Genomic DNA, 11832 nt, shown 5'->3' with positions numbered 1-11832 from the left:
GCGTCACAAGGTCTTGCGCAGCACCAGTAGCGAACGCGAGGGCAGCGAAACCGTCTCGTCGGCGTTCACCACCCGGTCGGCGTCACCGGCGGGATGGTTGGTGTCCAGCTCCACGGTCCACTCCCGGGCATAGTCGCCGGACGGCATGACGAACTCCATGTCGTGCTCGTGGGCGTTGAAGCACAACAGGAACGAGTCGTCGACCACCCGCTCACCGCGGGCATTGGGTGCGGTGATCGCGTCGCCGTTGAGAAACACCGCCACACACTTGTGAAAGCTTTTGCCCCAGTCGTCGTGCGTCATCTCCCGGCCGCCGGGCGTCAACCAGGCGATATCGCGCACCTCGTCGCCGCTTCGGATCGGCTCGCCGTCGAAGAACCGGCGGCGGCGAAACGCCGGATGGTTCTTGCGCAAGGTCGACGCCTTGCGGGCGAACGCCAGCAGGTCCGAATTCTTGTCGACCAATGACCAGTCCATCCAAGACAATTCGGAGTCCTGGCAGTAGACGTTGTTGTTGCCGTTCTGGGTGCGCCCGATCTCGTCGCCGTGGGCGATCATCGGCGTGCCCTGGCTGAGCATCAGGGTGGCCCAGAAGTTGCGCATTTGGCGATACCGCAGCGCCAGGATGTCGGGGTCGTCGGTGGGGCCCTCGACGCCACAGTTCCACGATCGGTTGTGGCTTTCCCCGTCCCGATTGTCTTCGCCGTTGGCCTCGTTGTGTTTTTCGTTGTAGGACACCAGGTCGTTGAGCGTGAACCCGTCGTGCGCCGTGACGAAGTTGATGCTGGCGCTGGGCCGGCGGCCGGTCGCCTCGTACAGGTCCGACGACCCGGTCAGCCGGGACGCGAACTCGCCCAGGGTCGCGGGCTCGCCCCGCCAGTAGTCACGCACGGTATCGCGGTACTTCCCGTTCCATTCGGTCCACAAACCCGGGAAATTGCCGACCTGGTAGCCGCCCTCGCCGACGTCCCACGGCTCGGCGATCAGCTTGACCTGGCTGACCACCGGGTCCTGCTGCACCAGGTCGAAAAACGCGCTCAGCCGGTCGACGTCGTGCAGCTCGCGCGCCAGCGTGGCGGCCAGATCGAAGCGGAACCCGTCGACGTGCATCTCGGTCACCCAGTAGCGCAGCGAGTCCATGATCAGCTGCAGCACGTGCGGGTGGCGGGCGTTGAGGCTGTTACCGGTGCCGGTGAAATCCTTGTATAGCCGCAGATCGTCGTCGACGAGCCGGTAGTAGGCGGCGTTGTCGATGCCGCGGAAGTTGATCGTCGGCCCGAGGTGGTTGCCCTCGGCGGTGTGGTTGTACACCACGTCGAGGATGACCTCGATGCCGGCCTCGTGGAAGCTGCGCACCATGGATTTGAACTCGGCGACGCTGGCCTTGCGGTTGGCCGCGTACTGGTTGTGCGGGGCGAAGAAACCAAAGGTGTTGTAGCCCCAGTAATTTCGCAGCCCAAGGTCGAGCAGCCGGGCGTCGTGCATGAACTGGTGAACCGGCATGAGTTCGATGGCGGTCACGCCGAGCGACTTGAGGTGATCGACGACCACCGGGTGGGCCAGCCCGGCGTAGGTGCCCCGAAGCTCCGCGGGGATGCCGGGATGGGTCCGCGTCATGCCCTTGACGTGAGCCTCGTAGATGACGGTCTCGTGGTACGGGGTGAGCGGCGCGCGGTCGGAACCCCAGTCGAAGAACGGGTTGCTCACCACGCTGGTCATGGTGTGACCGAGCGAGTCCACCAGTGGCGGGATCCCGGGGTCGGCCCCATTGGCGTTGGGGCCGTTCGGGTCCCGTCCCATCACGGCCTCGAGGTCGTAGGAGTACAGCGCCTGGCCGAAGTCGAAGTCGCCGTGGAAGGCCTTCCCGTACGGATCCAGCAGCAGCTTGCTCGGGTCGCACCGGTGGCCGGCCGCCGGATCGAAGGGACCGTGGACGCGAAACCCGTAGCGCTGCCCCGGGGTGATGTTCGGCAGATAGGCATGCCAGACGTATCCGTCGACCTCTTCCAGGGGGATCCGCGATTCGCTGCCGTCGTCGTCGATCAGACACAACTCGACCGTCTCGGCGATCTCGGAGAACAGCGAAAAGTTAGTGCCCGCGCCGTCATAGCTGGCACCGAGCGGGTAGGGGTTCCCCGGCCACACGGTGGCCAGCCGGGGCTGGGGCCTGGCGGCATCGGGCGTGGCAGATCCAGTCACGGAGCCAGTTTCGGGGCCCATTTCCGAGCCTGGGTGGTTGGTCGCCATCACTCCACGACCTTATCCGCGCCCGGGTGGCGCGCGAGTCGGGTCACCACCAACCGGTGTTGGCCCCGATCTGGCGGCCCAGCTCGTCGGTCATGCTCCGCACGTAGGTGGGGTCCAGGTGGTGAGCGCCGTGGTAGATCAGGATGTTTCCCTCGACCGGGCGGCAGACGTCGGCGCGGCAGATCGCGTCCGACATGTCGAGGACCTTCAGCAGCGGGAACTGGTCGACGAAGTCGAGGGTCTGGTTGCGATCGGACAGCACGTCGGAGCGCTTGACCGCGCACGACTGGGGGCTGCCGCCCTTCTTGGCCAGGCAGTCCGCGGGGTCGAACGGTTTGCCGTTCTTGACCAGCCACGGCGTGTCGCGCATGCCGAGGATCGGAATGTTGTTGTCGGACAACGTCTGCCAGATGCCGATGTAGGTGGCCGGCATGACGTCGCCGGCCTTGATGTTCCACGGCCGGGTCGTCGTGGTGAACACGTAGTCGGGACGGTCGGCGACCAGCTTGGCCATCGTCCGTTGCACCCACTCGCGGCACTGCATGTACGGGGCGTTGTTGCCCATGATCAGCGGGACCTGCTCGGTGGACAGCGGGCAGCCCATCTTGAGGTACGTGACGACCTTGAAGTGGTGCACCTGACCGAGCAGGTCCAGCGCGGGCAGCCAGTGTTCGGCGTGCGATCCGCCGGCCAGCGCGATGGTCCGGGTGGCGGCCATGTCGCCGTAGGTGCAGTTGACCACGGCCGGGTTGACGAAGTCGGCGATGCAGCCGTCACGGGTCGAGGCCGGGAGGTCTTGCTTGACCTCCAACACCGAGGGCCGCATCGGCAGCGCGGGCACCCGCACGTGTTCGGTGAGGGCGCGCGCGCCGGGGTAGTCCTGCGGGTTGAGCACGCTGAGCTCCTTGCCCGCGGCGCGCAACACCGTGACGTGCTGGCGCCAGGTGAACGAGGTCGCGGTCAGCGTGACACCGAGCAGCACCACCATCGACCCCAGCGCCATCGTCGGCCTGCGCAGCCGCACCCACCAGGGGACCGCGGGGGTCATCGGGACGGGCGCCGGGGCTGTGGCGCCTGCCCGGTAGCGCAGCGGGTCCTCGATCAGCCGGGTCGTCAGGTAGGCCAGCAATCCCGACACCAGCAGCACCGCCGCGCCTTCGAAGAAGCCCGCGTGCCGGTGGCCGGAGTAGGACAGCCAGAAGATGAGCAGCGGCCAGTGCCACAGGTACAGCGAGTAGGCCATCGCGCCCAGCGCCACCAGCGGTCCGGCCGCCAGCAGTCGGTTCGGCAGCGGCAGGCGGCCGCCGGCCCCGGCGAGGATCATCAGCATGGTGGCCCCGACGGGGACCAGGGCCCACGGGCCGGGGAATTCCCTGACGCCGTCGATCAGCGCCCCGCACGACACGATGGCCGCCAGCGCGGTGGTGGCGACCGCGGTGCGCAGCCACATCGGCCAGCGGATGTGGGGGACCAGCGCCCCGACCAGCGCGCCCAACAGCAGCTCCCACGCCCGGGCGAAGCTGTCGTAGTAGGCGATCGCTTGGTCGTCCCGATGGACGACGATCGCGTAGACGAACGACGCCACCGTCAGCGCGCTGAGCAGCACCAGGAACAGGGTCCGCAGGTGGGCGCCCAGCGGCCGCCTGAACAGGTAGGCGCACGCGGCCACCAGCAGCAGGAAGCCGATGTAGAACTGGCCCTGCACCGACATGGACCAGATGTGCTGCAGCGGCGTGACGGCCTCACCCGCCCGCAGGTAGTCCGACGCGGTGTTGGCCAGCTCCCAGTTCTGGTAGTAGCCCAGGCTGGCCAGGCTCTGGTCGGCGAACGTCTCCCAGCGGGTCTCCGGCTGCACCAGGATGGTGAGGAGGCCGCAGCCGGCCAGGACCACGACCAGGGCGGGAAGCAGGCGGCGGACCAGCCGGATGACCTCGGCCATCGGCGACAGCGGAACGGCCGGGTTGAGGGCGGCGCGCAGGATCTTGCCGCCGAAGAAGAAGCCGGACAGCGCCAGGAACACGTCCACGCCGCCGGAAACCCGGCCGAACCAGACGTGGAACATGGCGACCAGGGCGATCGCGATGCCACGCAAGCCGTCGAGATCGTAGCGATAGAACCGCGATGCGGCCGTCCCCGCAGCGACCGGATTCGCGGCGGCGACCGGTGGACGAGGCGGGGACAGGGTCTGCATGGTCGACCGCCAATTTACCGAAAACCGCCACCGGCTCCGGATCGCTGGCGTCCCGGCCTGTCGGCGGGGGAGCGGATGGCGGCGTCCGGGAGGCGCCCGAAAGTGCCGCGACGGCCTACCGCGTGACGCCGAACGGAGCCTGCTGCACGGGCGCTTGCTGCGTTGACGGCTGCAGTAACGGCAGTTGCTGCAGCGGCGCCTGTTGCGTGGGCACTTGCTGCAGCGGCGCTTGTTGCGTGGGTACTTGCTGGACCGGCGCCTGTTGCGTGGGCAGTTGCTGCAGCGGTGCCTGCTGCGTCGGTACTTGCTGGACCGGTGCCTGCTGCGTCGGTGCCTGCTGTGTCGGCGCCTGCTGGACCGGGGCCTGCTGGACCGGGGCCTGCTGCAGCGGCGCCTGGGTCCCCAGGACCCGGACCAGGTAGGGCGCCATCCCGTTGGCCCGCACGGGCGAGACCTGGACGACGTCGCCCACCTCCAGCATCTGGTTGTTCCCGAGGTACATCGCGACGCTTTGCGTGCCGTTGGGGCCGTAGAAGATCAGGTCGCCGCGGCGCGCTTGCTGCGGCAGGACCTTCTGGCCGAGCCGGTACATCTCGGCGGAGGAACGCGGGAGCTTGATCCCGGCGCCGGCGTACGCGTACTGCATCAGGCCCGACGCGTCGAACCCGACGGTGGCGATGCCCGCCCCCTTGCCGCGGGAGGGGCCATTGACGCCGCCGCCGGCCCAGGAGAACGGCACGCCGCGCTGCGAAAGGCCGCGCATGATCACGACGTCGGTGGCCTGCTGGTAGTCCATCGGCTTGGTGGTCGGGTCGGCGGTCGCGATGCCGGTGGCGGCCAGCGGAGCCACCAGCATCGCGAGACCGATCGCGAAAGCGTAGATGCGTTTCATCGGATTCCCACTCCTCGGGGTCCTGGGCCTCAGTCGCGGTGACTTCGCGCATCGGCCGCTCTTGCGTGACGACGCGAGGCCTCCCCGTCGGGGCCGAACGCCGCCGCATGACGCGTGGCGTGAACCCGGTCGACTGACCGCCCGAATCACACCAGTCACTACAGACACTTCTACAACAGAAGTTGGCGGCGGAAAACACCTGGTGGCCTCCACAGAGGATTTTTTGTCGTACCGTGACCGCGCGGTGACTGGCGGGGCCCAATCCCGCATGCGCGGTTGTGACTTCAGTCTCAGCCGGTCAGAGCCAATAACGCTCGCTGAAGGTGGTCAGGATGTCGCCGGCCACGGAGCTGACCATGATGACGGCGAGGGCCAGGACGGGCCAGAAGCACATGTACCAGCCCTTCAGGAGCGAGATGAACGGGCCGATTCCCGCCGCGGCGATCGCGGCGCCGATGCCGCCCCACACCACGGGATGGATGTAGTAGTCGACACCGAACGGCACCGGTCCGCACGTGTCGCCCTCGCACACGTCGGAGAGGAAGCCGAACAACCGTGTCGGCCAGTTCGTCGCCGTGGCCAGGTAGAGCAGCAACGCCAGGAGGACGACGGTGCAGACGACGTCCCAGGGGACTATCCGCAGCCGAAGCACCCGGGGTGGCTGGTGATCGGGCTGGTCGGAGTCGTCGAGCCGATGCGGCGAAGCCATGCCGATAGATGCTCCCCGATGGCCGAGATTTGTGCGACCCGACTGCTTTACCCTCGATCTCTATGCCTGCGGCGAGGGCCGGGTTGACGCCCGAGCAAATCAGCGCGATCGACGCCGCGCACCTGTGGCACCCCTACGGCACCATCGGCAACGAATCGATAGGGCCGCTGGTGGCCGTCGCCGCCCGCGGCGCCCGGCTGACGCTGATCCGTGACGGCAGGCCCACCGAGGCGCTCGACGCGATGAGCTCCTGGTGGACCGCGATCCACGGGCACGGCCACCCCGAACTGGACGCCGCGCTGGCCACCCAGCTGGGCACGATGAACCACGTCATGTTCGGCGGGCTGACCCACGAGCCCGCGGCCCGGCTGGCGCGGTTGCTGGTGGAGATCACCCCGGCGGGCCTGGAGACGGTGTTCTTCAGCGACTCCGGCTCGGTGTCGGTGGAGGTCGCGGTGAAGATGGCGCTGCAGTACTGGCGCAGCCTCGGCGAGCCCGGCAAGCGGCGGCTGATGACCTGGCGGGGCGGCTACCACGGCGACACCTTCACGCCGATGAGCATCTGCGATCCCGACGGCGGCATGCACTCGCTGTGGACCGACGTCCTGGCGCCGCAGGTGTTCGCCCCCCAAGTGCCGCGGGAGTACGACCCGGCCTACAGCGCGGCGTTCGAAAAGCAACTGGAGCGCCACGCCGCCGAACTGGCGGCCGTGGTCGTCGAGCCCGTCGTCCAGGGCGCCGGCGGGATGCGCTTCCACGACCCGCGCTACCTGCGCGACCTGCGGGAGGCCTGCCGGCGGCACGACGTGCTGCTGGTCTTCGACGAGATCGCGACCGGCTTCGGCCGCACCGGTGAGCTGTTCGCCGCCGACCACGCCGGGGTGAGCCCGGACATCATGTGCGTCGGCAAGGCGCTGACCGGCGGATACCTCAGCCTGGCCGCCACCTTGTGCACGACCGGCATCGCGCGCACCATCAGCTCCGGCGAGGCGGGCGCGCTCATGCACGGGCCCACGTTCATGGCCAACCCGCTGGCCTGCGCGGTGTCGGTGGCCAGCGTCGAGCTACTGCTGGACCAGGACTGGCGGTCGCGGGTCGCCGAGATCTCCGCCGGGCTGGCCGCCGGGCTCGAACCGGCCCGCGCACTGCCCGGCGTGGCCGACGTACGGGTGTGCGGCGCCATCGGCGTCATCGAATGCCACCGGCCCGTCGACCTGGCCGTCGCCACCCCCGCGGCGCTCGACCACGGCGTCTGGCTGCGCCCGTTCCGCAACCTGGTCTACGCGATGCCGCCGTTCATCTGCGGGCCCGCCGAAATATCCCAGATCACCTCGGCGATGGTCGAGGTCGCGCGCCTCGTAGGCTGAGCCTCGATGAGGGCACCGATCGAGACTTCCCCGCTGGCCTGGCTGGAGGCGGCCGAGCGGCAGCGCCGCGACGCCGGGCTGCGCCGCTCGCTGCGGCCGCGCCCCGCCGTCGCCACCGAGCTGGACCTGGCGTCCAACGACTACCTCGGCCTGTCCCAACACCCCGACGTGATCGAGGGCGGCGTCGCGGCGCTGCGCATGTGGGGCGCCGGGGCCACCGGTTCCCGCCTGGTCACCGGCGACACCGAGCTGCACCAGCAATTCGAGTCCGAGCTCGCCGAGTTCGTCGGCGCCGCCTCGGGCCTGCTGTTCTCCTCGGGATACACGGCCAACCTGGGGGCCGTCGTCGGCCTGTCGGGACCCGGCTCGCTGCTGGTCTCCGACGCCCATTCGCACGCGTCGCTGGTGGACGCCTGCCGGCTGTCGCGCGCCCGGGTGGTAGTCACGCCGCACCGCGACGTCGGCGCGGTGGACGCCGCGCTGGCGGCACGCGACGAGGAGCGCGCCGTCGTCGTCACCGATTCGGTGTTCAGCGCCGACGGCTCGCTGGCCCCCGTGCGGGAATTGCACGACGTGTGCCGCCGGCACCGCGCGCTGCTCATCGTCGACGAGGCGCACGCCCTCGGCGTGCGCGGCGGCGGGCGCGGGCTGCTGCACGAGCTCGGGCTCGCGGGCGCGCCCGACGTGGTGATGACCACGACGTTGTCCAAGGCGCTGGGCAGCCAGGGCGGCGTGGTCCTGGGGCCGGCGCCGGTGCGTGCCCACCTGATCGACGCGGCCCGGCCGTTCATCTTCGACACCGGCCTGGCGCCGGCGGCGGTGGGCGCCGCGCGGGCCGCGCTGGGTGTCCTGCGGGCCGAGTCGTGGCGGCCGGAGGCCGTGCTGGCGCACGCCCGCTTCCTGGCCGGGGCCTGCGGCGTCGCCGAAAAGCCACAGTCGGCCGTGGTGTCGGTGATCCTGGGCGAGCCGGAGGTGGCGCTGGCCGCCGCGACCGCCTGCCTGGACGCCGGCGTGCGGGTGGGCTGCTTCCGGCCGCCGACGGTGCCCGCCGGGACGTCGCGGCTGCGGCTGAGCGCGCGCGCGTCGCTGGACGCCGCCGACCTCGACGTCGCCCGCCGCGTGCTGACCGACGTGCTCGCCGTGTCGCGCCGTTGACCGTCCTGGTCGTCACCGGCACCGGCACGGGGGTCGGCAAGACGGTCGTCACCGCGGCGCTGGCGTGTGACGCCCGCCGGGCCGGCCTCGACGTGGCCGTGTGCAAACCGGTCCAGACCGGCACCGACTCCGGCGACGACGACCTCGCCGAGGTGGGCCGGCTCTCGGGCGTCACCGAACTCGCCGGGCTGGCCCGGTATCCGCAGCCGCTGGCGCCGGCCGCCGCGGCCGAGCAGGCGGGCATGGCGCTGCCCACCGCCGACCAGCTGCTGCGGCTGATCGCCGGCCTGGACCGACCGGGGCGGCTGACGTTGGTCGAGGGCGCCGGCGGGCTGCTGGTCGAACTCGGCGGCGCCGGCGTCACGCTGCGCGACCTGGCCGTCGAGCTGGGCGCCGCGGCGCTGGTCGTGGTCACCGCGGAGCTGGGCACCCTCAATCACACCGCGCTGACACTGGAAGCCCTTGCCGCACACCGTGTTCCATGCACCGGACTGGCGATCGGAAGCTGGCCGGCGCACCCCGGGCCGGTGCAGACCTCGAACCGGTCCGCGCTGGCCCGCCTGGCCCCCGTGCGCGCGGCCCTGACCGCCGGCGCCGGATCGATGGGCCCCGCCGACTTCGCGGCGGCGTGCGCCGGCGCGTTCGACCGCGACTGGGTCACCGCGTTGGTCCGCTGATGGTGCATTCGATCGAGCTGGTCTTCGATCCCGACACCGAGTCGGCGATCCGCGGCATCTGGGAGGCGCTGGCCGGCGCCGGGATCCCCAGCCAGGCCCCGGCCAGCCGGCCGCACGTGACGCTGGCCGTCGCCGAGGTCATCGCCCCCGACGTCGACGAGTTGCTGGCCCCCGTCGGCCGACGGCTGCCGCTGGGCTGTTCCGTCGGCGCGCCGGTGTTGTTCGGCCGGGCGAACGTCGTTTTCGCGCGGCTGGTGGTGCCGACGGGCGAGCTGCTGGCACTGCACGCCGAGGTGCACCGGCTGTGCGGCCCGCATCTGCTGCCCGCTCCGACGCCCAACAGCCTGCCCGGGCAGTGGACCGCGCACGTCACGCTGGCGCGCCGCGTCGACGGCGCCCAGCTCGGCCGGGCGCTGCGCATCGCGGGCCGGCCGGCGCAGATCGACGGCCGGTTCGCCGGCCTGCGCCGCTGGGACGGCGACAAGCGGGTCGAGCACCCGATCGCGGGTCCGCGAGCGTGACGTCACGGCGATTCCGGCGGCCGATTTCCGCACTGGCGTTACGTACGCGTGCGAAGCCGTTCGGTAGATTCACCCGGGGCGGGCATTTCGACACGGGCATTTGACACACGCATTTGAGACAAGGGAGTACCTGTTGACTGAGGCGCCAACCAGGCCAACGAGCGACATCGACCGGGACGGCTTCGACATCCTGGCCACCGCGCGCGAACAGGTGCTGGAGAACGGCGAGGGGCTGAGCCGCGACCAGGTGCTGCGGGTGCTGCGGCTGCCCGACGACCGGCTCGACGAGCTGCTCGCGTTGGCCCACGAGGTCCGGATGCGCTGGTGCGGCCCCGAGGTCGAGGTCGAGGGCATCATCAGCCTGAAGACCGGCGGCTGCCCGGAGGACTGCCACTTCTGCTCGCAATCGGGGCTTTTCTCGTCGCCGGTGCGCAGCGCCCGCCTCGACATCCCCAGCCTGGTCGAGGCGGCCAAACAGACCGCGAAGTCCGGCGCCACCGAGTTCTGCATCGTGGCCGCGGTGCGCGGACCCGACGAGCGGCTGATGGCGCAGGTCGCCGCCGGCATCGAGGCGATCCGCGACGAGGTGGAGATCAACATCGCCTGCTCGCTGGGGATGCTGACCGCCGAGCAGGTGGAGCGGCTCTCGGCGATGGGAGTGCACCGCTACAACCACAACCTGGAGACCGCCCGGTCGTTCTTCACCAACGTCGTCACCACCCATACCTGGGAGGAGCGCTGGCAGACGCTGTCGATGGTGCGCGACGCCGGCATGGAGGTGTGCTGCGGCGGCATCCTCGGCATGGGCGAGACCCTGGAGCAGCGCGCCGAGTTCGCCGCCGAGCTGGCCGAGCTTGGCCCCGACGAGGTGCCGCTGAACTTCCTCAACCCGCGGCCGGGCACCCCGTTCGGCGACCTGGAGGTCATGCCCGTCAGCGAGGCGTTGAAGTCGGTGGCCGCCTTCCGGCTGGCGTTGCCGCGCACCATGCTGCGGTTCGCCGGGGGCCGCGAGATCACCCTGGGTGACCTCGGCGCCAAGCAGGGCATCCTGGGCGGCATCAACGCGGTGATCGTCGGGAACTACCTGACCACCCTCGGCCGCCCCGCCGAAGCGGATCTGGAGCTCCTCGACGATCTCCAGATGCCGATCAAGGCGCTCAATGCCAGTTTGTAGGCCAGTTTGTAAGAGACTGGAGGCTGTGGTTCGGGATCTGGGCGCTCCGGTCGGCGCCGGCGTCTACAACGTCTACACCGGCGAATTGGGCGGCACCGCCGTGCCGACGGCGGCCCGGCTGGGCCTCGAACCGCCCCGGTTCTGCGCGGAATGCGGACGCCGGATGGTGGTCCAGGTTCGCCCCGACGGGTGGCGGGTGCGGTGCTCGCGACACGGCGAGGTGGACTCGGCCGACCTGGAGGCCCAGCGGTGACCAAGCACGCGCGGCCGGCCGGCGAGCCCCGCAGGTCCCGGGTGCGCGCGATCGTCGCCGCCGCGGCGGGGGTGACGGCGACCGGCGCCGTGCTCGGCGGGCTGTGGGCATGGATTGCGCCGCCGATCCACGCGGTGGTGGCCATCACCCGCGCGGGTGAGCGGGTCCACGACTATCTGGGCACCGAATCCGAACACTTCTTCAACGCGCCGTGCCTGATGCTGGGCCTGCTGACGGTGCTGGCGGTGGTGGGCCCGGTGCTGGCGTGGCAATGGCGCGGGCGCCGCGGACCGGCGATGGTCGCCGGGCTGTCGATCGGCATGGTGATCGCCGCCGCCGCCGCGTCGGCGATCGGGGCGGCGCTCGTTCGGCTGAGCTACGGCGCCCTGAACTTCGACGCGGTGCCGCTGTCGGGACACCCGTCGGTGGCCTACGTCATCGAGGCGCCGCCGGTGTTCTTTTCCCATGGCCCGCTGCAGGTCGCGGTGACCCTGCTGTGGCCGGCCGGGATCGCCGCGCTGGTCTATGCCCTGCTCGCGGCGGCCGACGCCCGCGACGACCTGGGGGTGCTCCCGGCGGCCGATCAACCGTCGCACGCCAGGCCGATGGAGCCGGAGTCCCCGGAGGCCGCCGTCTCCTAGCGGGC

General features: G+C 70.6%; 11 protein-coding genes. 7 read left to right on the top strand and 4 right to left on the bottom strand.

The genetic code is table 11. The features are described 5' to 3' along the window. Positions 1–3 precede the first annotated feature (3 nt). The 4 genes from glgX to G6N25_RS22835 all read right to left on the bottom strand — a co-directional run bounded on the left by glgX (position 4) and on the right by G6N25_RS22835 (position 6039). Complete coding sequence (gene glgX / locus G6N25_RS22850) at positions 4–2220, bottom strand: glycogen debranching protein GlgX (protein ID WP_083074797.1); 2217 nt, start codon at positions 2218–2220, stop codon at positions 4–6. Between the two features lie 70 nt (positions 2221–2290). After that, on the bottom strand, positions 2291–4438 hold the full coding sequence (locus tag G6N25_RS22845; RefSeq protein WP_083074796.1) for an acyltransferase family protein: 2148 nt from the start codon (positions 4436–4438) through the stop codon (positions 2291–2293). Positions 4439–4553: 115 nt separating this feature from the next. Next, on the bottom strand, positions 4554–5330 hold the full coding sequence (ripD, locus tag G6N25_RS22840; protein WP_083074794.1) for an NlpC/P60 family peptidoglycan-binding protein RipD: 777 nt from the start codon (positions 5328–5330) through the stop codon (positions 4554–4556). A gap of 298 nt (positions 5331–5628) precedes the next feature. Then, positions 5629–6039, bottom strand: coding sequence for a hypothetical protein (locus tag G6N25_RS22835; protein ID WP_083074793.1), 411 nt, complete (start codon positions 6037–6039; stop codon positions 5629–5631). 62 nt (positions 6040–6101) lie between these two features. Here G6N25_RS22835 and G6N25_RS22830 point away from each other — a divergent pair, with 62 nt between their 5' ends. The 7 genes from G6N25_RS22830 (at position 6102) to G6N25_RS22800 (ending at position 11827) form a co-directional block, all read left to right on the top strand. Continuing rightward, the gene (locus G6N25_RS22830) at positions 6102–7406 is read left to right on the top strand and encodes an adenosylmethionine--8-amino-7-oxononanoate transaminase (RefSeq protein ID WP_083074791.1); all 1305 of its coding nucleotides are present in this window, start codon (positions 6102–6104) and stop codon (positions 7404–7406) included. Positions 7407–7412: 6 nt separating this feature from the next. Then, positions 7413–8561 (top strand): 8-amino-7-oxononanoate synthase, encoded by a 1149-nt coding sequence (locus tag G6N25_RS22825; RefSeq protein ID WP_083074790.1) that lies wholly within the window; start codon positions 7413–7415, stop codon positions 8559–8561. Further along, positions 8558–9238 carry a dethiobiotin synthase gene (bioD, locus tag G6N25_RS22820; protein ID WP_083074788.1) on the top strand — a complete coding sequence of 227 codons (681 nt, stop codon included), beginning with the start codon at positions 8558–8560 and terminating at the stop codon, positions 9236–9238. Before G6N25_RS22825 ends, bioD begins: the two co-directional genes overlap by 4 nt. Next, a complete protein-coding gene (locus tag G6N25_RS22815) occupies positions 9238–9759 on the top strand; it encodes a 2'-5' RNA ligase family protein (RefSeq protein WP_083074786.1) in 522 nt (173 codons plus the stop codon). The genes bioD and G6N25_RS22815 overlap by 1 nt, the downstream gene beginning before the upstream one ends. 133 nt (positions 9760–9892) lie before the next feature. Next, complete coding sequence (gene bioB / locus G6N25_RS22810; RefSeq protein WP_083074784.1) at positions 9893–10933, top strand: biotin synthase BioB; 1041 nt, start codon at positions 9893–9895, stop codon at positions 10931–10933. Further along, entirely contained in the window at positions 10920–11186 is a 267-nt protein-coding gene (gene bsaP, locus G6N25_RS22805; protein WP_142272705.1) for a biotin synthase auxiliary protein BsaP, read from the top strand. Before bioB ends, bsaP begins: the two co-directional genes overlap by 14 nt. Continuing rightward, entirely contained in the window at positions 11183–11827 is a 645-nt protein-coding gene (locus tag G6N25_RS22800) for a DUF2567 domain-containing protein (RefSeq protein WP_372506913.1), read from the top strand. Before bsaP ends, G6N25_RS22800 begins: the two co-directional genes overlap by 4 nt. Positions 11828–11832: the final 5 nt, after the last annotated feature.

This window comes from Mycobacterium heidelbergense, from assembly GCF_010730745.1.
GTDB classification, from domain to species: Bacteria; Actinomycetota; Actinomycetes; order Mycobacteriales; family Mycobacteriaceae; genus Mycobacterium; species Mycobacterium heidelbergense.
Note: the sequence above shows the minus strand (reverse complement) of the source record. Positions and strands in the feature narration are given on the sequence as shown.

Excerpts from the sequence above, each read along its gene's own strand:
- G6N25_RS22845 (WP_083074796.1), bottom strand. The coding sequence starts at position 4,438 with ATGCAGACCCTGTCCCCGCCTCGTCCACCGGTCGCCGCCGCGAATCCG.
- G6N25_RS22830 (WP_083074791.1), top strand. The coding sequence starts at position 6,102 with ATGCCTGCGGCGAGGGCCGGGTTGACGCCCGAGCAAATCAGCGCGATC.
- ripD (WP_083074794.1), bottom strand. The coding sequence starts at position 5,330 with ATGAAACGCATCTACGCTTTCGCGATCGGTCTCGCGATGCTGGTGGCT.
- G6N25_RS22825 (WP_083074790.1), top strand. The coding sequence starts at position 7,413 with ATGAGGGCACCGATCGAGACTTCCCCGCTGGCCTGGCTGGAGGCGGCC.
- bsaP (WP_142272705.1), top strand. The coding sequence starts at position 10,920 with ATGCCAGTTTGTAGGCCAGTTTGTAAGAGACTGGAGGCTGTGGTTCGG.
- G6N25_RS22835 (WP_083074793.1), bottom strand. The coding sequence starts at position 6,039 with ATGGCTTCGCCGCATCGGCTCGACGACTCCGACCAGCCCGATCACCAG.
- G6N25_RS22815 (WP_083074786.1), top strand. The coding sequence starts at position 9,238 with ATGGTGCATTCGATCGAGCTGGTCTTCGATCCCGACACCGAGTCGGCG.
- glgX (WP_083074797.1), bottom strand. The coding sequence starts at position 2,220 with ATGGGCCCCGAAACTGGCTCCGTGACTGGATCTGCCACGCCCGATGCC.